Consider the following 22828-nt stretch of genomic DNA (forward strand, 5'->3'; position numbering starts at 1 on the left):
GTCAGCGAAGCCCCTTGCGTGTGCCTTGGAGAACCGATACGGGCGTTCGGTCGGTAGGCCCGGTGCGGCCAGCCGCACCCTATGCGCCGCGCGGAGCGCGTCTTCGTCTGGCTCGATGGCGCGGGGGTCGCGGCGCCTCGCGCTAGGCGATGCCCAGGCCCTCGATCTTCGCCAGCTCGGCGGGGAATCCGGCCAGCTCGGCAAATCGCCTGCCGCGTTCGGCATAGTCGCGGAACTCGGGGAAGCTGGGTGCGCCCGGCGAGAGCAGGACCACGCCGCCCTCGCCTGCCGCCTCCGCGGCGGCGCTGATGGCCTGCTCCAGCGTGTCGACTTCGATGAGATTCAGATCGGCACGCTCGCGGCGCAGTGAGGCGGCGATGCGTGGGCCGTTCTGGCCGCGGCAGACGGCGAGCACGGGCGGGGACTCACCCATGCGTTCGGCGACGCCCTCCCAGGGCAGGCCGCGCTCGAAGCCGCCAAGCAGGACGGCGACGCGGCGCCCGGCAAAGCAGGCGAGACCCGCAAGGCTGGCCTCGGGCGTGGTGCTGATCGAATCATCGACGTATTCGACGCCACCGCGCTCGCCCAGCCGGTGCAGGCGGTGCGGCAGGCCGCGGAAGTCGGCAGCGGCCGGGGACAGGACTTCGGCGTCCTCGCCCAGCGCCTCGATCGCCGCCAGCGCGGCGCACAGGTTCAGCCGGTTGTGCAGGCCGGGCAGCGAGAGGGCGTCATCGCCCAGCACGCGTCGATCACCGCGCCAGACCTCGGCCTCGCGCAGGTGCCAGCCGTCCTCGCGACCGAACCAGGTGACGCCGGGTAGGCTCACGCCCAGTTCGCGCAGGCGGGCATCGCGGTGATTCAGCACCACGCGGCGCGGCGAAGCGCGGGTGACCAGGGCCAGCTTGTCGGCGTAGTAGCGCTCGACGCCGCCGTGCCAGTCGAGATGCTCGGGATAGAGGTTCAGCACCACGGCCACGTCCGGCGCGACCGCATCAACGGTCTGGTAGCTGGACAGCTCGATCGCCCAGACATCCGGAACCTTCGGTGGATCAACCAGTTCAAGAAGCGGCAGGCCGATATTGCCGGCGAGCCCCACGCAGCGACCGCCGCGGCGCAGCAGGTGGGCGATCAGGGCCGTGGTCGAGCTTTTGCCCTTGGTGCCGGTAAGGCAGAGCTTCCTGCCGGGCAGCTGGGCGGCGAACCACAGTGCGGTGCCCGAGGTGAAGCCGGTGCCGCGCGAGGCCGCCTCCAGCAGGGCCGGATGATAGGCCGAGATCCCGGGCGACTTGATCACTACCTCGAAGCGAGCCAGCGCCTCGGCGTCGGGCTCGCCGAACACCTGAAGCTGCGGATCATTCAGCGCGCGCGCCTCGGCATGCTCGGCCTGCGGGCAGAACACTGCGAGCGGCGCCTGCGGCCAGCGGGCGCGGAAGGCGCGCCAGGCGGCGCGGCCTTCACGGCCCAGGCCCCAGAGCGCTACGCGGCGACCTTCAAGCGCGGAAAGCCGCACCCACGCGCTCCCAGATGGCAGGCGGCACGGCGTGCTCGTCGGAGATCGCCAGCAGCGGTTCCAGACCGAGCTCACCGGCATCAAGCCGCGGCTGGATCTCCTCGCGGAAGCGGGCGACCAGGGCGTCCTCCCGCCAGACCGATGACGCCGCCAGCCAGGCGAAAGCGGCCCGCGACTCGCGGCCCTCGCCCACGCACTCGAAGGGCTTGTGGTCGCGGTACTCGATCAGCGCGTCGAAGCCGGCCGCGTTGCCCGACTCATCGAGCAGGTTGCGGCCGAAGATGCCGACCAGACGCGGCTTGGACAGGAATGGCGCCAGCGCCAGGAAGACGAAATGGCACTTCGGGCAGACCCCGCACCAGCGGCTGGCCGGGCGCTCGCCGAGCAGGTGGAAATTGCGGTTGCAGCTGGAGAAGTGCGCGTCGTAGTGGTCGCGGCGGGCGAACTGCCGGGCCACGGCCAGCTCGGACAGCGGCCGCAGCAGCGAGTAATAGTCGAGGTCGGCGGCCACCGTGCGCCGCACCTCGGCGGCAAAGGCCTGTTCGAAGGCCCAGCCCTTGGACCACTGGTGATTCACCTCGCCGCTGCCGGGGATCAGGCTGCCGTAGCTGGCCGAGCGCTCGTTGCTGAACACGACGTTGCGCTCACCGCGCAGGACGGCGGCCAGCACCAGGATCGCGGAGTTGATCGCGGTCACCGGTATGTGGCCGTTCCAGGCGCCCTGCCGGTTGAACTCGAACAGCTGCGGTGCAAGCTGGCGCTCGACCTGCAACATGGGCAGGCCGGTGCGCTCGGCGCAGGCGCGGATCAGCGGGGCCGAGCCGACCCAGGCCACGGTCTGGGCCACGCCTGCCCCGCGCAGGGCCTCGATGCTGACCAGCGAGTCCTTGCCGCCGCCGATGGCCACCAGGGCGCCCTCTCCCAGGCCCAGGCGGGTCGCCGAGCTGCCGGCGCCGGCGATATGCGGGAAGTTCAGCCTGCCGCGCAGGGACAGGCCGTTGCGGTGGGCAAACTCACCCAGGCCATGCTCGTAGAGCGACTGCAGGAAGGTGGCGGTGCCGGCATCGATCGGCGACTCGTCGAGACGGATCTCGCCGGGCACGGCGGCCTTGAAGTAGCTGACGCCGGCAATCAGGTGAACCAGGCGGAGGGCGCGCTCGACCGCGTGCTGGCGCGGCGCGTCGAGCACGAAAGGCGCGCCGGGAAACCGCAGCCGCTCGATCAGCTCGGGGCCATCATCGAAGGCATAGACCAGCTGCGCCTCGCCGCTGGCGGCATCGAAGCCGGCGCGAACGAAGCGGAAGCAGTTGATCTCCTCGCGGGCGAAGCGCCACTCACTCATCCAGCGGTTCCTCGATCAGGTCTTCCTCGGGCAGGCCGCGAAGGTTATACCGGCTGGCCATCACCGCGCCGTAGGCACCCGCATGGCCGATGGCGACCAGGTCGCCCGGCGCGCTGCTGTCGGGCAGGCGGCGCCGGCGCCCGAGCACGTCGCCGGTCTCGCAGATCGGTCCGACCACCTCGGCCGGCTCTCCCTCGGACTCGCCCTGGCGCGAGAGGTTCTCGATCCGGTGCCAGGCATTGTAGAGCGCCGGGCGCAGCAGGCTGTGCATGCCGGCATCAAGGCCGATGCGGCGCACGCCCGATTTCTCGACGACCTGGGTGATCCGCGCCAGCAGCACCCCGGCCTCGGCGACCAGGTAGCGGCCGGGCTCGACCCAGAGCCGGTACTGCGGCCAGGTGGCCTTCATCTCGCCCAGCATGGCGGCATAGCCGTCCAGATCGAAGCGGTCACCGCCCGGCTCGTAGCTGACGCCCAGGCCGCCGCCAACGTCGATCACCTCGACGCTGCCGAGGCTGTCGGCCACCGAGGCGAGGCGTGCGTAGACCTCGCGCCAGTGTCCGGCCTCGAGGATGCCGCTGCCGATATGCGCGTGCAGACCGATGATTCGCGCATCGACCTCGCGCAGCGCGGCGAGGAACTCGGGCAGGCCGTCCAGCGGCAGGCCGAACTTGGCCTCGCGGCCGCCGGTGCGGACCTTCTCGTGGTGGCCCTCGCCAAAGCCGGGGTCGAGGCGCAGCAGCAGGCGACGGCCGCGGAACACGCCGGGCGCGGCGCGCAGCAGGGCGGCATTGTCGACGGTGACGTTGACCCCGCCGTCCAGCGCCGCGGCGTACTCGTCGACCGGAGCGAAACTCGGGGTGAAGAGGATGCGCTCGGGCGAGAGCCCGGGCAGGGCCTCGCGGACGTGGCGCAGCTCGCCCAGCGAGACGCATTCGAAGCCGAAGCCTTCGGCCTCCAGCACGCGCAGGATGCCGGGGTGCGGATTGGCCTTGATCGCGAAGAAACGCTGATCGATGGCGCCGATGCCGGCCAGCTCACGGGCGCGGCGGCGGACGATCCCGGGATGATAGACGTAGCGCGGCGTGCCGTGGGCGGCGTGGCGCTTGAGCGTCGCCGTGGCGCGCTCCCACCACAGCGGCTCGGCCTGCGCCGGTGGCGCGCGCAGCTCGCTCCAGCTGGGGCCGAATACCTGCTGCTCCCAGGTCGGCATGGCGCCCGACTGCACCAGCTGCTCGTGCAGGTGCGGCATCATCCCTGACTCCAGCGCCTCGTCGACGACGAAGGTCAGGTTGAGGTCGTTGGAGCTTTGCGAGATCAGGTGCACGCGCTCTCGGCCGAAGCTGGCCAGCACCGGCGACAACCGGTGCAGCAGGGAGCGCATGCCGCGGCCAACCAGGGTGATGGCGGCGGCCGGGGCGATCACCTTGACCCGGCAGATCTGCTCGAGGTCGCGGCACAGCGCGTCGAGCACGTTGGAGGTGACCAGGTTGTCGCTGGGGTCGAGCGAGACGGTGACATTGGTCTCGGCCGAACCGATCAGGTCGACCGACAGGCCGTGCTTCTTGAAGGTGGTGAAAACATCGGCGAGGAAGCCGACCTGCTGCCACATGCCGACGGTCTCCATCGAGACCAGGACGATGCCCTTGCGCGAGCTGATCGCCTTGACCCCGGGCATCGTCGCCGCGCTGGCGTCGATCACCGTGCCGGCCAGCTGCGGGTGTTCGGTGTCGCGGATCCACAGCGGCACGCGTGACTCGCGACAGGGGCCTATGCAGCGAGGGTGCAGCACCTTTGCCCCGGTGGTGGCGATCTCCTGGGCCTCGGCGTAGTCCAGCCGGGAGAGCAGACGCGCCTTGGGCACCACCCGGGGATTGGCGCTGAACATGCCCGGCACGTCGGTCCAGATCTCGACCCGGTCGGCGCCGAGCAGGGCGCCGAAGTAGGCCGCCGAGGTGTCCGAGCCGCCGCGGCCGAGGATGCAGTCCCCGCCCTGCTCGTCGCGGGCGATGAAACCCTGGGTGATGAGGCAGTCGCCCTGCGCCGCGAAGCGCTGGCGCCAGTCGGCATCGGCATCGATGCGGCAGTTCACCGACAGCCGTGAGGCCCAGGCGCTCTGGTGCGGCAGCTGCACCGCGCGCAGCCAGTCGCGGGCATCGGCCCAGCGCAGCGGCAGGTCGGCGGCGGCGAGATAGGCCTGGCCGAGGCGCGAGGAAAGCAGCTCGCCGAGGCCGAAGACCTCGGCCTGCCAGGCGAGTTGCAGCGCCTCCTCGGCCTGCGCGCGCGAGTCGACGGCGAGCGCGGCAAGCCGCGCCAGCAGGTCGCCGATGACCGTCTCGGCGTCAAGGTCGAGGGTCACGGCGAAGTCGCGATGGCGCTGGGCCAGCGCAGCGGCCTCGGCGACCCGCCCGGCCTCGGGTTTTCCCGGAGCCACCAGCGAGGTCAGCGCATTGGTCACCCCGGACAGCGCCGAGACCACCACCAGCACCCGATGCCCCTCGGCCCGGCGCTCGCGGATGCGCGCTCCGATCTGGTCCCAGCGCGTGCGCTGCGACACGCTGGTGCCACCAAACTTGAGAACAACCCAGCGCGACGCCGCCGGGACGCCCTGCCCTTCGCTCATGGTTTCCTGCCGTCACGGCCGGGAGCCGGCCTTCGCTGCAGCGCAGCATGCCAAAGCCCGCCGGCGCATGCCACGGGGCGATGCCCACCCTGCCCGGCCGCGTTCATGACCGGATGGCATGGGCACAGGAGCAGGCGGCGGATCCTAGCCATTGCAGCCACGCCGGAGAGGCGCAGAACGGGCGCACGAAAGCATTCATAGGGTGCGGCTGGCCGCACCGGGCGTACCGTCCGAACGCCCGCATCGGTGCGCCCAAGGCGCACCCTATAGGCCTTCGCCGACCCCAATGGTGCCCGACTGTGGGAGTGTGCCCTTGGCCGCGACCGCGGAAATCCGCTCTGGCCACGGTCTGTGGTGAACCTGTGGCGCTGCGGTCGCGCCCAAGGACGCTCCCACAATCTGACTGCGGCAAGGCCTGCCTCGCGGCGCAAACCGGACCTGGCAACGCCGTTGCGTGTAGGAGCCAGCTTGCTGGCGATCGTCCCGTCCGGGGCGCCTATCGCCAGCAAGCTGGCTACATTCGGGTTTTGCGGTACGTCCGCTTCGTGCCCGAATCTGCCGCCGCCCTCACAGCTCGACGTTGTCGAACTCGCAGATGTTCTCGAGCATCAGGTAGACCGCGGCCTCGACCGACTCGCGGCTTCGGGCCTGGGCAAGCTGGCGCATGCTGTTGACGATGGCGATCCACCAGCGCATGTGGCGGGCGCTGAGCTGGGCGGCGACGGGGATCATGTCGCGGGCCAGGCCCAGCGACTCGGTGCCCTCGCGCTTGAGCGCCACCATGTCCTCGATCTCGAGGCGCGAGTTGGGCAGCTCGCGCAGGAAGCGGGTAACGATCTTGAGGTCGGTCTCCAGCACCACGGTCGGGGCGGGCTCGGCATGCGGAGGCAGCAGGGCGATGTCCAGCTTGGAGAGAAAGCCGCGCAGCGCACCGCGAAGGCTCAGCCAAAGCTCGCGGCGCTGACGGCGCTCCTGCGACTTCTGCAGCAGCGAGAGCAGGCCGACCAGGAAGAAGCCTTCCATGCAGAAGCCGATCAGCTGCGGGACCATGTTCTCCTTGAACGCGCTCTCGTTGCCGGGCGACACGTAGAAGGCGATCAGGCCCAGGCCGGCGATGGCCAGCAGGGCCATCGGAATGGCCAGCAGGCGATGGCTGCCCTTCACTGCGCCGACTCCCCGGCGACGGCGAGGGCGCGAACCACGCCGGCCAGGCGCTCGGCCTCGGCGGCGCTTAGGTCGAGCGGAAGGTGGGTGATGTAGACGGTGACGCCCTCGCGCAACGGCACCGAGACCATGTCCTTGCGCCGCTCGCTGGTGGCCAGCGCGATGTCCTCCAGCGCCCGTGCTTCCTGCTCGGTGGCCGGCTTCATGAAGCTGCGCATCTCGCGACGCAGGGCATGGCCGCTGTTGGAGGCGAAGCTGTTCGGGTTCTCCAGCCAGGCGAAGTAATCCTGCAGCGCCTCGTGTACACGCTCCTTGTAGAGGGCGACAGCCTCGGGGCGGATCGTGCTGCCCTGGATCTTGTGCGCGCGCGCGGCCAGGCGTTCGGCATCGACCCTGCGCAGGTCGGCGCGCTCCTCGTCGGTCAACTCGGTGAACAGCGCCTCGATCGCGTTGGCCCGGCTGCGCGCAACGGCGGGATTGAGCAGCCCCTGAGAGGGCGCCTCGCGCAGGAAGTCCAACAGTTTGCCGGGCGTGTAGTCGATGGCCGCCATCGGGATCCTCGTTTCAGCCATGGTGGGCGCGTGAAGCTTACGCTGAACGCCCTGATGCTTGATCCCGCCCGAGTCCGAAGTGCAGGCTAGCCCCATCCCGCGTGGATCCGCAGCGAGGTCCCAGTGTGAAGCCCTTTCACCACCACGACGCAGTCCGCGCGCGATGACCTGCTGTCCGCGCAGCGCTCGGCGGATGACCCGGGTCCGGATCGGGGCCCTGCTCTGCCTGCTGCTCGTCTCCGGGCCGCTGCGGGCCCAGGGCACCGCGCTGGCCAGCTACCACCAGGAAAGCTGGGGCACCGCAGAAGGCCTGCCGCACAATCTGGTGCTGGACATCACCCAGTCCGCCGATGGATACCTTTGGTTGGCGACCTGGGAGGGTACCGTCCGCTTCAACGGCCATGAGTTTGAAGTGGTCGACGAGCGCGCGGTGACCGGCCTGCTCGGACGGGCCTCGACCGAACTGGAACGCGACCCGGAGGGCCGGGTGATCGCCGGCACCGAACGCGGCGAGCTGCTGCATCGCGATGCGCCCCTCTGGCGCGTCGCCGATCAGGGCAGCCGCATGCCGAGCCTGCCCATCTATGCCCTGCAGGTCGGAGTGGACGAGGCCCTGATCGGCACCGCCGGGGAGGGCCTGTGGCAGTGGCGGGAGGGCGAAGGCAGCCAGCCCTACGCCGGCGCCGAGGCGATCTCGCGAGGCATTGTCTTCGCCGTGCTGCGGCAGCAGGACACCCTCTGGGTCGCCACCGACACCGGGCTCTTCCGTGACGACGGCCGGGGCCTGGTCGCAGTGGGCAGCGCAGAGGCCTTCGGCAGCGACGGGGTGCTCAGCCTGGCGCAGGATCGCGAGGGCCATCTGCTGATCGGCAGCGAGCGCGGGGCTTGGCGCCTGAGCGCCGGGCGGATCGAGCCCCTGCACCACGACCTGCCCATGGATTCCTATGAAGCGATCCTCGTCGACCGGGTCGGCGAGATCTGGCTGGGCACCGCGACCCACGGCCTGCTTCGGGTGGGGCGGCGCGGCGTCGAACACCTCGGCAGCGATCAGGGGCTGCCCAGCAATCGCGTGGTCGCCCTGTTCGAGGACAGCGAAAACAGCCTCTGGGTCGGCACGAGCCGAGGCCTGTTCCGTCTGCGCGAAGCGCCCTTCATCTCGGTCACCGAGCGGGACGGTCTGACTGACCCCTATACCCGCACCCTGCTCGAGTTGCCCGACGGCCGTATCCTCGCCGGCACCAGCAGCGGCCTGTTCTGGATCGAGCGCGGCCCGGAGGGCGACCGTGTGGTGGCCAGCGCGCTGGAGGGCGAATCGGTACTCAGTGCGAGCCTGGGCGCCGACGGCGCCCTGTGGATCGGCACCTACTACAACGGCGTCGTGCGGATGCGCGACGGTGAGGTCGAACGCCGTTTCGGTCGCGAGGAAGGCCTCCCGAGCAGCCAGGTCCGCGCCCTGCTGACGGACGCGGATGGCGCCCTGCTGATCGGCACCAGCCGCGGCCTGACCCGCCTCAAGGACGACGCGATCCAGCGATTCGACGCCGCCGATGGGCTGCCCAGCGAAAGCGTGCTCAGCCTGCATCGGGACCGGGCGGGCGTACTTTGGGTGGGCACGGCTGCCGGCCTCGTGCGGCAGGAAGGTCCGCGTTTCGTCGCCGTCGAGGAGGACAGCGCGGTAGGCGGCCTGCGCATCTACGGATTCGCCGAGGACGCGGCCGGTCGCCTGCATGTCGCACATGACCGCGGGATCACCCGCCTCGAGGATGGCCGCTGGCGACTGCTGGGCGGAGACCTCGGGCTGCCGATCGGCGCAGCGTTCTCCATCCAGTTCGACAGCGGGGGAAACTACTGGCTCAGCAGCAACCGGGGCGTGCTGCGGATCGGCCGGGGCGAGGCAGACGAGGCCTTCCGGCAGGGCGTGCCGCTGCGCAGCTGGGAGCTGTTCGGCGAAGCCGACGGAATGGCCAGTTCGCAGGGCAATGGCGCCGCAGGCCTGCCGGCACTGGCCTCCCGGAATGGCCGTTTCTGGTTTGCCACAGCGGGTGGCGTGGTGCATGTCGACCCGGTCGACCTCGAACGCTTCGACCGCGTCGAACCACGGGTACGCATCGAGCAGCTGCGCATCGATGGTCAGGTGCGCCCTTGGCGGTCCGGCGTCGTCGTGCCCGCTGCGGCGCAGCGTGTCGAAGTGCGCTTCGTCGGACTCAACTTCCAGATCCCGAAGAAGATCCGCTACCGCTACCGGCTGGAAGGCTTCGACGAGGACTGGGTCGACAGCCAGACCCAACGCAGCGCCCAGTTCACCAATCTGGCGCCGGGGCAATACCTTCTGCGCATCCAGGCGGCCAGCCCGGCGGGAAGTTTCGGGCCCGAGGAGGCGCGCCTGGCGCTCGAGGTCGAACCCTGGTGGTGGGAGCATCCACTGTTCCGGATCGCCGCCCTGCTTCTCGGCGGCGCGCTGGCCGCGCTGGCCGTGCGCCTGCGCATCCGACGCCTCGAACGCCAGCGCGCCGAGCTGCAGCGGCGCGTCGACCAGGCCACCGCCGACCTGCAGCGCCAGGCCAGCATGCTCCAGGAACAGAACGTCGAACTCGACGCCTACGCCCACTCGGTCGCCCACGACCTGAAGAACCCGCTGGCCACCGTGGTCGGCATGAGCTCGCTGGTACGTACGATCGGCGACGGCATGCCGGACGAACAGCGCCTCGACATGCTCGTCCGCATCCACGCCGCAGGGCTGAAGATGGTCGAGATCATCGACTCCCTGCTCTTGCTGGGCCGCGCCCGTTCGGATTCCGAGGTCGCCCTGCAGCCGCTGGTGCTCGGTCCTCTGATCGAGGAGACACTGAAGGGTTTCGCCGCCGAGGTCACCGTCACAGGGGCTCAGATCGAAACGCATTCCGGCATGCCCGAAGTGCGCGGCTTCGCGCCCTGGGTCGAGCGGGTGCTCAGCAACTACATCGCCAACGCCCTCAAGTACGGCGGTGAGCCACCGCAGATCGAGATCGGAGCGACCCGGATGGGTGATCTGGTGGAAGTCTGGGTAAAGGATCGCGGCCAGGGCCTGTCGGCCGAAGCCCAGGCCCGGCTGTTCCAGCCCTTCTCGCGACTCGGCCGGGTCGGGGGCGACGGCCACGGGCTGGGCCTGTCGATCGTGCGCCGCATCGTCGAGCGCATGGGCGGCAGCGTCGGTTGCGAGAGCCGCACCGGCGAAGGCACCCGTTTCTGGTTCCGCCTGCCTGCGGCCTATCCGGACAAGGACTGATGGGCGCTGACGTCCGCTACGCCCCGGCGCTCGAACGACTGGCCGCCCTGGAGGGTAGCTGGACCGTCGCGGCCCCGCTGGGCCTTGACAAGCCCAACGGCCTGCTCAACGCGATGTATGCGCGGGCCAAGTCCGATCCGCAGCGGTCGCTGACCGTGCTGACCGCGCTGTCGCTCACCCCACCGTCGCCCGCATCGGACCTCGAGCGCCGTTTCCTCGCCCCCTTCCTTGCACGCCATTTCGGCACCGATTACCCGGTGCTGGACTACGTCACCGACCGCCAGCGCGGCGAGCTTCCGGCCCACGTGCGGATCCATGAGTTCTACCTGCAAAGCGGCGCCCTGCTCGGCTGCCCGCGGGCGCAGCAGGACTACATCAGCCTCAATTACACCCACGTCGCCCGCGGCGTCGCCATGCGCCGACCCAATGTCATCGTGCAGTTGCTCGCCCGCGACCCGGCCAGCGACCGGCTGAGCTTCAGCTGCAACCCGGACGTGACCCTCGGCCTGCTCGACGAGCTGGCGCGACTTGGGCTGCCGCGCCCGCTGATGCTGGCCGAGGTCCATCCCGACCTGCCCTTCCTCGGCGGCGAAGCCCTGGTGCCCGAAGGACTGTTCGACCTGGTGATCGAGCCGCCGACCCGTCCGCACCAGCTGTTTGCCCTGCCCCGCCAGCCCGTGGGCGAGGCCGAGTACGCCATCGGTTTCGTTGCCAGCACCCTGGTCCGCGATGGCGGCAGCCTGCAGATCGGCATCGGTGCGCTCAGCGATGCGCTGACCCATGCACTGGTGCTGCGCCACACCCGCAACGCCGAGTACCGCGAGATCGTCAGCGCGCTCTGGCCTGCGGTGGAACAGTCGGAGCTGGTCTGTCGCTGGGGCGGGCTCGGCGAGTTCGAGCAGGGCCTTTTCGGCGCCTCCGAGATGGTCATGGACGGCTTCGCGACACTGATCGACGCCGGCGTGGTGAAACGGCGCGTGGTGGACGATGCAAGCCTGATGCAGCGGCTTGCCGATGGCAGCGCCAGCGATGCGGACAAGGCCCGCGTCGAACGCGAGGGCCAGTACCTGCACGGAGGTTTCTTCCTCGGTTCGAAGAACCTGTACCGCTGGCTGCGCGAGCGTACGGACGAACAGCGCGCAGCGATCGCCATGACCCGCATCTCGCACATCAACGAGCTGTACGGCGGCCAGGAGATTCTTGAGCGACTGCAGCGTCGCGAGGCGCGCTTCTTCAACACCTGCATGATGACCACGGTATTCGGCGCCGCCGTCTCCGACGGGCTGGACGACGGCCGCGTGGTCTCGGGCGTCGGCGGACAGTACAACTTCGTCGCCATGGCGCATGCCCTGGCCGAGAGCCGCTCGATCCTGCTCTGCCGCGCCATCCGCGACGGCAGCGAGGGCACCCGCTCGAACATCGTCTACGAATACGGCCACGCGACCATCCCGCGCCACCTGCGCGACGTGGTGATCACGGAGTACGGCATCGCCGACCTGCGCGACCGCAGCGATGCCGAATGCGTCGCTGCCACGGCGGCCATCGCCGACGCGCGCTTCGCCCCCGGCCTGCTCGCCCGCGCCCGAGCCGCGGGCAAGTACGCCGGGACGGACGTGGACAGCTTACGCAACAGCCCGGATCGCCTGCGCGCATGTCTGGCCCCGTTCCGCCGCCGCGGCCTGCTGCCCGATTACCCGCTGGGTAGCGACTTCACCGAGGTCGAACAGCGTCTCGTCCGTGCGCTCGGCTGGCTGAAGCAAGCTGCGCGGGCCGGGAAGGCCGGCCTGATCTGGCGCGCCCTGCGCGACGCCCCCTGTCGCGACCGCGAGGCCCTCGTCCGCATGGGCCTGGACCGTCCGACGGGCATGAAGGAACGCCTCAGCGCGCGCCTCGTCGGCCACGCCCTCAACCAGACGCTGGACTGAGCGGCGGTGCGGGCGGCCGGGCCTCGACCCGAGGGTCTCGCCGCCGGTGTGGCTCCCGGTCCCCGTGACCCGACAGTTGGGCGACGTCGACACCCGTTCCGGTGGAACTGGCGACCGGTGGTCTCGATACCCTGCCCAGATAGCTCCCAGGGCGCGATCGCGGCCCCGGCCGCCCCCCGAAGCGCGCGTCGGGCGCAAGGCAGACGTACCGCAAAACCCGAATGTAGGAGCCAGCTTGCTGGCGATAGGCGCCCCGGACGGGATGATCGCCAGCAAGCTGGTTCCTACAGGCCACGGCGTTGCCAGGTCCGTTCTGCGCCGCAAAGCAGACCTTGCCGCAGTCAAAATTTGGGAGCGCCCTTGGGCGCAACCGCAGCGCTACGGATTCACCACAGACCGCGGCCAGAGCGGATTTCCGCGTTCGCGCCCAGGGGCACTCCCACAGTCGGGTTTCGTTGCGCGTTGGCAAAGCCCCATAGGGCGTGCCTTGGCGCACCGTTACGGGCGTTCGGACGGTACGCCCGGTGCGGCCAGCCGCACCCTATGAATGTCTTCTTCGCGCCCAGATCCCGCCTCTGCGAACGCGACTTGTGGCCGGAACCGGTCCTTCCTTCGGGCCATTCCACATGCGAGCCGCGATGGTGTCCAAGGCTGGCGCCACGGGTATCCACTTCATGCCGCCACCTGTGTCCGGGGCCAAGCAGGACGGGTGCCCTTGATCTACCGCGATCCTCAGCGCTGGAGCCAGCCGCCCGCAGCGCGACTCCATACCAGGCCCCGCGTTCGCTGCGCTCCGTTGCGTATTGCCAGCGATGTGACCGGGGTTTGCCAGCCTGGATGACCAGCGTCGCCAGCCGTTCTGACCGCGATAGGCATGCCGTTTGCCCACTTCCGGCAGTCTTCTGACCGGCTGATACCGACCCAGAACGTGCGTTCGGCGATGTGTACTTTGGGCGCATATTTGCCGTTCGCCCTGGCCGGCGAATGGGGCCTTCTTTCTGGATCCAGAGCCGGATCAAGATCAACATCAAGGGCGTTTCGAACCGTCCTTCGGCCGGCCCGAGTCACTTCTCTTTGCGTGCCCAAAGAGAAGTAACCAAGAGAAAGGGCACCCCGGTCAGGCGCCTTCCGGGCTTCCTGCCCTCCAGGTACGCGTGCGGGCTCCGAGGGTTCGCCGACAGCGCATCCTGCGCTGGGCGAACGCGAGCACGTCCCTATGCTCGCCCCTGCGGGCCTTGTTCTACGCCCGCCCGCCGCCAGACAGGGGCCCCATTGATCGGCCATCCTGGCCGCACAGCCCGTGGGCTGGTCGGGCAAGCCTTTTCAGGCGGCGTGTCGCGGAACGTGGCCCTCGAATCTCGAAAACCTCATTGCGCGTGGGTCCCGTGTGCAGCGCCGAGTAGCGCAGGAAGCCGGCGGGGAAAGGCGTGGATGTTTGAGCGCATGGATGCGCGAGTTCACGCCGGCCGCCGGATTCCGAGCAACGCAGGGGACCGGCATTGCGCAGCAATGACGGCGCGGAAGTCGGGTCGGCTTCTCTTTGGTTACTTTCTCTTGCCGATCAAGAGAAAGTGACTCGGGCCGACCGCAGGTCGGTCTGAAAGCTCTTGATCCTGTTCTTGATCTGGCTTCGCCCGAAAGGCCCATTTCGCCGGCCAGGGCGAACGGCAAATTTGCGCCCACATCTCGCCTCTGCGAGCGCGCACTCCTAGCCGGTTCCGGCCGGTCACACCACTGCCGGTCGTGGTCAGTCGAACTGCCGGGCGTGGCCAGAGATGCTGGCAAAGGCGGTCAACTGGCGTGGCGAACGTGGTCAGATGGATGGCGGTTTGCACTCCGTCCCTTGGACGGAAGGAGGCAACCCTATACGCTCGGCGCATGGGTATACCGATCAACGAGATTACCGCCGAAGCCTTTGCCGACCTTGGGGGACAGGCGCTTGCCCTCCTGCGCGAGGACGGCCCGCCACTGCCCCTGCGCCTGTGCGCGGTCAGGACACATGTGGTCCTGGGCCCGCGCGCCGCGCCGCCCTTCTCGGCGATCCTCTCCGCCCCCGACGGCGCCCGCCTCGGGCAGGGCATGTACACGCTGCGGCATCCGGGCCTGGGCGACCTGGCACTGTTCCTCGTCCCGGTCGGCCCGCAGGCCGACGGCCCGGGCTATGAGGTGGTGTTCAACTGAGGCCGGAAGGGGCGTCCGCGGGCCACTGCAGGAAGCGGTAGGCGCCCCGTACCTCGCCATGCCCGAAGCCAAGGCGACGATAGAGATCGAGCGCGGGGTTGCCCGGCTCGACATGCAGGCCGATGCGTCGTCCGCTGGCGCGCGCCTCGCCCTGCAGGGCGCGGATCAGGGCGGTACCGATGCCCCGGCCCCGCTGGTCCGGCATCAACGCGATATCCATCAGGCGCAGCTCGCCCGGACTGCAGTGGACATAGATCCGGCCGTGCGGACCAAGCGAGGACACGAGCAGCCAGAAGCCGGCCTCCGCGTAGTGCGTGCGATAGTGATGGCGCTGGAGGTGGAACTGCTGGAGGAGGAAGCGTGACTTCTCATCGGCCGTCCACGGGACCGGCGCCAGCTCCTCGGTTCGCGTGCTGGCGTAGAGCGCCTGCAGGAAGGACAGGTCGGCTTCGCGCTCGTCGCGCAAGGTCCACCCTTCTGGAAGCGCCGCAGCCAGCGATCGCGCGATGCTCTGGAGCGGACCGGACACTCAGCCGAACAGGTTGAACCAGGCGACAAGGCCGTCGCGCGAGGGCTGCAGGAACAGGTCGACCTCGCCCTGGGGCCCATCCAGGCGATGCAGACCCTCATCCAGGAACTGGCAGCCTTCGCCCTGGAAGCGCAGGGCGAATGAGCGGCAGGCGCCCTGCCGGAGTTCCGCTTCGATGGCCACCAGCCTCAGCGGCCGGCCGCAGCCGCTGCGGAAGGAATCGCCCACCCGCCACGACCCGACCGGTGCGCAAAGGCCCGCCCAGGCAGGCGGCGCAGTAACGGCCGCCAGTGCGGCGAGCGAAGCGGTGCTGAGGAATCGCCGTCGGCTCATGATCAGGACTCGCTGGGATACAGCCCAACCAGGGCAATGATGAAGTTCAGCGCCAGGAAGGGCTGGAGGTTGTTGTGGGCCTGGCTACCGCCCGCATCGCCGACCGCTGGCATGTCGATGAGGTTGGCGGGGTCCGCGTAGACGCTGCCACCGACCACCCGGGCCAGACCGCGCCCGCCGCCAGCGGGCAGGCTGGCCGCTGCAGCTTCGGCAGGGTTCGGGCTCGCCCTCAGCGCATGCGTGTGGTTGGGCAGCTGCGACTCGGTCAGACCGACGGTGTCGGAGCCCCCGGCCTCCCCCAGAGAACGCGCACTCAGCCCCGGCCCGTTTCCGGCGTGCATCGGCGCCCTGCCCTGCAGGTTGGGCAGGGCCAGGGTCGTCTCGCCGTCTCCGCCATAGATCGTGCCGACCAGGGAGAACAGGGCCGTGTTCTGCGCGATCGGCAGCAGCTGGCCATTGCAGAAGGCCCAGCCCCGCGGGGCGAAGTTGCCCGCGAAGATCCGGATCTCGGCGACGAAGGGCTCGGACATGGCGGACTCCTCAGCTCGACGAGGGATAGATGCCGACCAGCGCGATGATGAAATGCACGCACAGGTAGGGCATCAGGTTGCTGTGGCTTTGCGAGCCGCCGGTCGCGTCCATGCCCGTCGCATGGAGGCTGACCGAGGGCGCCTCGTCAATGAACAGGTCAAGGCCGGTGGAAGTGGCCAGCACATTGCCCTGCGGGCCGGGCGAGTTTGCAAGACCGCTCGACGCCTGGAGCACATGGGTGTGCGGGGGCAGCTGGTTCGCGATCAGCGTCTCGCTCTCGGTACCTGCACCCTGGCCCAGGGTCCGCGGAGTGAGGCCCGGCCCGCTTCCGGCGTGGATCGGAAGGCGCCCGCGCAGGTCGGGCAGGCCGAAGGTGGTTTCGCCATCGCCGCCGTAGATCGTCCCCAGCAGCGAGAACAGGGCGTCGTTCTGCGAGATGGACAGCAGCTGACCATCGCAGAACGCCCAGCCCGCGGGCGCGAAGTTGCCCGCGAACATGCGGATCTCACCGACATAGGGTTCGGACATCGGGACGCCTCAGTTGTGCGAGGGAAAGAGGCCCCGCAGGGCAATGCAGAAGTTGACGGCCAGGTAGGGCTGCATGTTGTTGTGCGCCTGCCCTGCCCCCACCGAGGCCACGGTGTCGCTGCGCGTCGGAACGAGCGAGTCCGGCGAACGGTAGATCTCGTTCGGCGCGCTGTCGGCCAGGAGCTTGTTGGAGGGGATCGGAGAAGGATTGGCCAGGGTGCCCGTCGCCGCCCGCGGCACATGCGCATGCTGCGGCATCTCCCCGGCGCTCAGCGTGTGCGATTCCTCCCCGCCCTTCTGGCCCAGCGGATGGTTCGAGGCCTCGTGCACCGGCGTCCGCCCTCGCAGATCCGGCAGCGCGAACGAGGTCTCCCCGTCCCCTCCGTAGTTCGTGCCCAGCAGGGAGTAGAGCGACTGGTTCTGGTTGATCGGCAGGATCTGCCCATCACAGAACGCCCAGCCAGCGGGGGCGAAGTTGAATCCGACCATGCGGATCTCGGCGAGGAAGGGTTCGGACACGGGGTGCTCCTCGGTGACGGCTCAGGGCAAGGGGTGCGAGACGGTACGGCAGGTTGCGCCGGCCAGGGTGCCGTTGTGCGAGGAGCTGACCGAGCCCGCCGGCGTATTGCCATTGCCATTCCAGGTCGTCGTCGCATCGACGCTGAAGCCCTGCAGCAGCAGGGTCGAGTCGGCCGCGCTGGTACGCGCGCGATAGGCCACGGTTCCGGCGCCACTGGTTGTGTTGTTGATGACCTGGGCGCAGGTCGTGTTGGAACTCTCAGCCTGGGTTCGGATGTCGTAGAGACCGAAGGCATCGACGAGCGTCACGCTGTTGTTATCGATCACCGCATCGAGGCGCCCGGCACTGCAGAGCGTGCCGCAGGCGGCGCCCAAGAGATCGCGCGCCTGGACGTCGATGCCGATGTCGAATCCGATGTTCGACACGGTATTGCCGCTGACCTCGACGATCATGTCCGCCGATTCGTTGGCGTTGAGCCGGATGCCGGTGCCGGAGGTGCCCGATCCGCCCACCTGGATGTCGGGATTGTTGTTGACCCGGCCCCGAACCACGGCATTCCCGGTGGCGAAGGAATTGAACGCATGGCCGCCGCTGGCGCTGATCAGCGGGTTGCCGATCACGTTGTAGGTGAGGCTCCCGCTTCCCGATGCGTCGAGGTCGATGCCCAGGCCGCTGCCGGTCCCGCGGTCGAACCGGCTCCCCGTGACGTCGATGCCGACCGAGGCGTTGTCCGCGACCTGCACCTGCAATCCATGGGTCCGGTTGCGCAGGAACTGGCTGTTGACCACATCCACGGTCAGGCTGCTGGTGCCGCGGGCGAGGATCTCCAGTCCGTCCGCGCCATTCCCGGAGGACTGGGTATCGCGGAAGGTGCTGTTGCTGACCGTCAGCGACAGCGATCCCGACGTGTTCTCGATCTGGGCGATTCGATCCGATGCGAAAGCCATGTCGGTGTTCGAGATCTCCGATGTGCCTGTGCTGTTCACCAGGCGCAGGCAGGCCTCGTTCACCCCATTGCCGCAGTTGGTGGTGATGCTGCTACGAAGAACGAAATTGACCACGTCGCGGCCATTGATGGCGTACTGGGCCACCGTGCCCGAAATGTCCACGTTGTGGAGGGTTGCGCCTGCAACGTCGTCGAGGTGGATAGCCGCGTTGCAGCCGCCGTTGTTGCCGAGATTGTCGCAGGTCCCAGATCCGCCCCCGTCCACCTGATTGGCGTTGGAAAGGGACAGGTTGCTGAGACTGACGAGATCGGTGGCGATCACCGAAACGCCGCGCTGATTGATGTTGGAGATCGTGCCTCCGCTGCCATCGATGCCGGGGGTCCCCGTGACCGTGAACCCTCCGCTGCCCGCCGTATTCAGCACGATGCCATTCGTGGCATTGCTGGACGACACGCTCTCGAACACGGCCCCGCCCGCCCCAAGCGTCGTGTTCACGATGCTGATCGCGGTCGCAGCGGTGCTGGCCACGCTGTTGCCGCCGCCGGTCACGGTCAGCGTGCCGCCGCCACTGGCATTCAGGCCGATGCCGGAGCTGGTGTCGATGTCCAGCCCGCCGCCGCTGAAGCCGACGCTGGCGCCGGCGTTGCCGGTGAGGTTGACCGCGGTGTTGGCCCCGGTGTTGAGCACCTTGCTGACGCCTGAGAAGGTGATCGTTCCCCCGCTCCGATTGAGCACGTCGATGCCTGCGCAGCTGCCGCTGCAGCTGAGGTTCCCGGACAGCGTCACATCGCCCGTGGCAGCGCCGCTGATCTCGACCAGGTTGCCGGCGGCGGTCCTGGTGAGGTTGCCCGAATAGCTGGTGGTGCCGAGCGATCCCGTGCCGAGGAAGCTCACCCCGCTGTGGCCGGAGAGCGCGCCCATGCCGAAGCCGAAGCTGCCGGTCAGGTTGTTGAGCACGATGCCGCTGCTGCCGCCGCCGGAGCTGGTCGAGGCCAGATCCAGCGTGCCGCTGGTGCCATTGAGATTCACCGCCGTGGCGCTGGCGGCATTGACGCTGGATTCGCTGACCGAGACCCCGCTGACCGCGCCGGCCGCAAGCCCGGTGCTGGCACCGGAATTGATCGCCACGCCGCGCAGCACGGCGTTGTTCCCCCCAAGGGTCACGGTACCGCCGATCGAGGGCGCGGCGCCGGCGGCGGGTGTGGCATCGAGCGTTCCGTTGGCCACCGCCACGACGCCCAGCAGGCTCGAGGAGCTGCCGCTGTGGCCCTGACCGATCAGGTGCTCATCCTGGTTGAGCGAGATGCCGCTGGCGTAATTGCCGCTCAACACATAGATGCGATCTCCGGTCCCGCGCCCGGCCGGAAGGTCGGCCAGCGAGTTGAGCGGATCATTGAGGCCGCCATCGCCGCCGGCTGCCGCGCTGTCGTCGACGAACCAGAGCTCCGGGCCGGTGATGGTCAGGCTCACGGTGGTCGCCGCGCTGCACTGCTGCGGCGCAACGGGCGCGCCGTCGTCGCAGATGCGGAACTGGAAGCTGCCTGCGCCGCTGTAGCCACCCGGTGGGTCGTAGCGGAAGCTGCCGGTGCTGGCGTCGGTGATGGTCACCACCGCACCGGCGGGCAGCTCGCTGCCTGCGACCAGCACGGCGGTCAGGTCGCCCGCCGCGTCATCCACGTCTGCGGCCCCCTCGAGCAACTCGCCCGTATGGCTGGCAGCGACGATCTCCAGCTCGATCGCCGAGTGCGTGGTGTGCGACTTGGTGGTGGCGGTGGGCGGGTCGTTCACCGCATTGACGGTGATGTTGAAACCCTGTGCCGCGCTGGTGTCGACGCCTCCATTGGCGGTACCGCCGTCGTCCGACAGGGTCAGGGTAATGCTGGCCGTCCCGCTCGCATCCGCTGCCGGCGTATAGGTCAGCTCCCCTGTCGGCGACACGGCCGGGGCCACGGCAAACAGGCCGGGATTGGTGTTGCCGGTAATGTTGAAGGTCAAGGTCTGGGTGACGCCGGGGTCGCCGTCGTCGATCCCGGTAGCCCAGCCGCTCACCGTTTGTGCGCCGGCGTCCTCATTGACGGTCTGGTCGGCGCCGACGGTGAACACCGGTGCCGAGTTCACCGCGGTCACGCTGATCGTGAAATCCTGCGAGGCGCTGGTATCGACGCCGCCATTGGAAGTGCCGCCGTTGTCGCCGAGGACCAGGCTGATGGTCGCCGCGCCGCTGGCGCCGGGCGCCGGCGTGAAGCTGAGCACACCTGAGGGAGAAACCGCCGGCCCGGCACTGAACAGGGCGGGGTTGGTGTTGCCGGTGACCGAGAAGGCCAAGGTCTGCCCGGACTCATCGGCAGGCCCCGCGCTGATCGCGCTGGCCCAGGGATCGACCGTCTGGGCACCCGCATTCTCGAGCACGGCCTGGTCGGCGCCGGCGACGAATGACGGCGCGTCGTTGACCGGGGTCACGCTGATGGTGAAGCTTTGCGGCGCGCTGGTGTCGACGCCGCCCATCGCCGTGCCGCCATCGTCCTGCAGTTCGATGGTGATCAGGGCGCTGCCATTCGCGTTCGCGGCCGGTGTGTAGCTGAGCTGGCCCGTCGCGCTTACCGCAGGCCCGGCGGCGAACAGGCCGGGATTGGTGTTTCCGGTCACGTTGAAGGTCAACGCCTGCACCACCGCAGGGTCACCGTCATCGATTGCGCCGGCCCAGGACGCAACGCTCTGGGCGCCGGCGTCCTCAAGCACTGTCTGGTCGGGTCCGGCAGCGAAGCTGGGCGCGTCATTGATGTCGGTGACGGTGACCGTCACCGCGGCGCTGTCGTCCAGCCCGCCGCCATCGGTGGCCACGACGGTCAGCGTGAACGGCGAGTTGCCGAGGGTAACGGCGGCCGGGGTCTGCACCCGAAGCTGCCCGCCGGCGTCGATCTGGAAAGCGTTGCCGGTGTTGCCGGCGCTGATCGCATAGGTCAGTGCGTTGTTCGGCGCCGAGGCATCCGGGTCGGTGGCCGCGAGGGCTGCGCCGATCGCGGTTCCGGCCGGGCTGTTCTCGACGACGTTCCGCGAGGCATCGGCGAACACCGGCCGCTCGTTGACATCGGTCAGCCCGATGGACACGGTGGCCGTGGTACTGAGCGCTCCGCCATCCGTGACGGTGACGGTCAGCGAGAACGCGGGGGATGTTTCGAAGTCGAGCTGCGTGGTGTTGGCAACGCTTATCTGCCCGGTGCCGGCATCGATGGCGAAGGCGCCTCCGGTGTTTCCGGCGCTGATGGCGAAACCCAGGGTGTTGTCGGGCGCGCTCGCGTCGGGATCGCTGGCGACTACGCTGCCGACGACGGTGGCATCGGCGCTGTTCTCCGGCAGCGAGAAGGACACATCCGAAGCCGTCGGCGGATCATTGGCGTCACTCAGGCTGATGGTGACCGTCGCGGTGTCGGACAGCTGTGGCGAGCCATTGTCGGTAACGCTGACGGTCAGGCTGAACGACGGGGTCGTCTCGAAATCCAGCGCTGCCGAATTGGCGACGCTGATCGCGCCTGCGGCATCGATGCCGAAGGCGCCTGACACATTGCCCGCGGTGATCGCATAGGACAGGGCCTGGCCCGCGTCGGGATCGCTGGCGATGACGCTGCCCACCGTGGTTCCGTTGGCGCTGTTCTCGGCGATGCTGAAAGCGGCATCGTCGACCGTGGGCGGCAGGTTCGTGGGCGGCTGGGCATCGTTCACGTCGACCCGGACGAACAGGCGCCCGGCCTCGGTGGCGGCGAACACGGCGACTACATCGATCGGCGATTCGCCACTTGTGGTGTCACCGGCGGGATCGGTGGCGAGGGGCGCGACGCCGGCCCAGTCGCCGACCTGCCCATCGGTGATGAAGCCGGCCGCCCAGGCGACGCCCGCGCCGAGCAGCAGCATCACCGCCATCGACGAACCCAGGGCCGGATGCCGGCGAGCCAGCCAGAACACGCCGGCAGCCAGCAGGAGCACGGCCAGCAAGCCGCCGACCGGGATGACCTGCGGAGCGGTCTGCGCCGCAGGAAGCCCGAAGCCTCCCGCGGCCACCAGGTCGGCTCCAGTGGCGCTGCCGGAGGCGAAGATCAGCCGTGCCGGACCGCCACTGCCGAGCCCGGCGAGCGCGGTCGAGAACTCGACCACGTCACTGCCGCCCACGCCCAGGTTCAGGCCGACCGGGTAGCCAGCGGGCTGCGCAACCGGTGCCCCAAACACCGCCCCCGTGCAGCTTTCGCGGGTGACGGCAGAGACCTGCGGCGGCTGTCCGCTCACCGTGGCAGTGAGCCGCACCTCGACGCCAGAGACCGTGCCAGCGGGCGTGACAACGGTGCAGCCGGTGCCTGCATTGCTGTCGAGATCAAGATAGACCCGATGCTCGAAACTCGTGCCCTGGGCGTGGACCGGCGCCGCGACGCCGGCGAAAACGAGGACGACCGCGACCAGCGCAGCGCGAACAGGAAACATTCCGACCCCCTGGTCGTTCAGATGCCCGGAACGCGCGATGAAAATCCCCTTGGCGCGACCGTGCTGAATCAGCAGTGTATGCCCCTCGGGGGATTCCCGATACCCGCAGCAGTCCGCCCGGGGCCCCATCGCCCGCTGCGTCGTCCCCTGGTATCGGCGGGCGCAGTGGCCGTTTCGGGCGCGAAACAGACATTCATAGGGTGCGGCTGGCCGTACCGGGCGTAGCGTCCGAACGCCCGTATAGGTGCGCCAAGGCACACCCTAAGGGGCTTCGCTGACGCCCAACGAGGCCCGACTGTGGGAGCGCCCTCGGGCGCCACCGCCGAGACGCGCTCTGGCCTCGGTCTGAGGTGAATCCGTAGCGCCGCGGTCGCGCCCAAGGGCGCTCCCACAATTTGACTGCTGCAAG

At 69.2% G+C, this 22828-nt stretch carries 14 protein-coding genes; 3 read left to right on the forward strand and 11 right to left on the reverse strand.

The window, feature by feature from the left end; all coding sequences use genetic code 11:
- Nucleotides 1–142: 142 nt before the first annotated feature.
- From murD to M0G41_RS14935, 5 genes are all read right to left on the reverse strand, one after another.
- Nucleotides 143–1510, reverse strand: coding sequence for a UDP-N-acetylmuramoyl-L-alanine--D-glutamate ligase (murD, locus tag M0G41_RS14915; protein WP_248210665.1), 1368 nt, complete (start codon nucleotides 1508–1510; stop codon nucleotides 143–145).
- Nucleotides 1491–2852 (reverse strand): UDP-N-acetyl-alpha-D-muramoyl-L-alanyl-L-glutamate epimerase, encoded by a 1362-nt coding sequence (murL, locus tag M0G41_RS14920; protein WP_248210666.1) that lies wholly within the window; start codon nucleotides 2850–2852, stop codon nucleotides 1491–1493. The genes murD and murL overlap by 20 nt, the downstream gene beginning before the upstream one ends.
- On the reverse strand, nucleotides 2845–5475 hold the full coding sequence (locus M0G41_RS14925) for a bifunctional aspartate kinase/diaminopimelate decarboxylase (protein WP_248210667.1): 2631 nt from the start codon (nucleotides 5473–5475) through the stop codon (nucleotides 2845–2847). The genes murL and M0G41_RS14925 overlap by 8 nt, the downstream gene beginning before the upstream one ends.
- Before the next feature lie 567 nt (nucleotides 5476–6042).
- Nucleotides 6043–6639, reverse strand: a complete 597-nt coding sequence (locus M0G41_RS14930; protein WP_248210668.1) for a hypothetical protein — start codon at nucleotides 6637–6639, stop codon at nucleotides 6043–6045.
- A complete protein-coding gene (locus tag M0G41_RS14935) occupies nucleotides 6636–7211 on the reverse strand; it encodes a hypothetical protein (RefSeq protein ID WP_248210669.1) in 576 nt (191 codons plus the stop codon). Before M0G41_RS14935 ends, M0G41_RS14930 begins: the two co-directional genes overlap by 4 nt.
- A 142-nt stretch (nucleotides 7212–7353) precedes the next feature.
- Between M0G41_RS14935 and M0G41_RS14940 the strand changes: the two genes are divergently transcribed.
- The 3 genes from M0G41_RS14940 (at nucleotide 7354) to M0G41_RS14950 (ending at nucleotide 14561) form a co-directional block, all read left to right on the forward strand.
- Complete coding sequence (locus tag M0G41_RS14940) at nucleotides 7354–10455, forward strand: sensor histidine kinase (protein ID WP_248210671.1); 3102 nt, start codon at nucleotides 7354–7356, stop codon at nucleotides 10453–10455.
- Entirely contained in the window at nucleotides 10455–12380 is a 1926-nt protein-coding gene (locus tag M0G41_RS14945; RefSeq protein ID WP_248210672.1) for an acetyl-CoA hydrolase/transferase C-terminal domain-containing protein, read from the forward strand. Before M0G41_RS14940 ends, M0G41_RS14945 begins: the two co-directional genes overlap by 1 nt.
- Before the next feature lie 1878 nt (nucleotides 12381–14258).
- Entirely contained in the window at nucleotides 14259–14561 is a 303-nt protein-coding gene (locus M0G41_RS14950) for a DUF6916 family protein (RefSeq protein ID WP_248210673.1), read from the forward strand.
- On the opposite strand, the gene M0G41_RS14955 is transcribed toward M0G41_RS14950, so the two are convergent.
- From M0G41_RS14955 to M0G41_RS14980, 6 genes are all read right to left on the reverse strand, one after another.
- Complete coding sequence (locus tag M0G41_RS14955; RefSeq protein WP_248210674.1) at nucleotides 14554–15027, reverse strand: GNAT family N-acetyltransferase; 474 nt, start codon at nucleotides 15025–15027, stop codon at nucleotides 14554–14556. The genes M0G41_RS14950 and M0G41_RS14955 overlap by 8 nt on opposite strands.
- A 63-nt stretch (nucleotides 15028–15090) precedes the next feature.
- Nucleotides 15091–15423, reverse strand: coding sequence for a twin-arginine translocation signal domain-containing protein (locus M0G41_RS14960; RefSeq protein WP_248210675.1), 333 nt, complete (start codon nucleotides 15421–15423; stop codon nucleotides 15091–15093).
- A 2-nt stretch (nucleotides 15424–15425) separates the two neighbouring features.
- Nucleotides 15426–15953: a phage tail protein gene (locus tag M0G41_RS14965; protein WP_248210677.1), complete on the reverse strand. Its 528-nt coding sequence runs from the start codon at nucleotides 15951–15953 to the stop codon at nucleotides 15426–15428.
- A gap of 10 nt (nucleotides 15954–15963) precedes the next feature.
- Entirely contained in the window at nucleotides 15964–16482 is a 519-nt protein-coding gene (locus M0G41_RS14970) for a phage tail protein (protein WP_248210678.1), read from the reverse strand.
- 9 nt (nucleotides 16483–16491) lie between these two features.
- Nucleotides 16492–17001 carry a phage tail protein gene (locus M0G41_RS14975; RefSeq protein WP_248210680.1) on the reverse strand — a complete coding sequence of 170 codons (510 nt, stop codon included), beginning with the start codon at nucleotides 16999–17001 and terminating at the stop codon, nucleotides 16492–16494.
- 21 nt (nucleotides 17002–17022) lie between these two features.
- Nucleotides 17023–22419 carry a beta strand repeat-containing protein gene (locus tag M0G41_RS14980; RefSeq protein WP_248210681.1) on the reverse strand — a complete coding sequence of 1799 codons (5397 nt, stop codon included), beginning with the start codon at nucleotides 22417–22419 and terminating at the stop codon, nucleotides 17023–17025.
- Between the last annotated feature and the right edge of the window lie 409 nt (nucleotides 22420–22828).

Source organism: Pseudomarimonas salicorniae, assembly GCF_023156535.1.
Taxonomy (GTDB): domain Bacteria; phylum Pseudomonadota; class Gammaproteobacteria; order Xanthomonadales; family Xanthomonadaceae; genus Pseudomarimonas; species Pseudomarimonas salicorniae.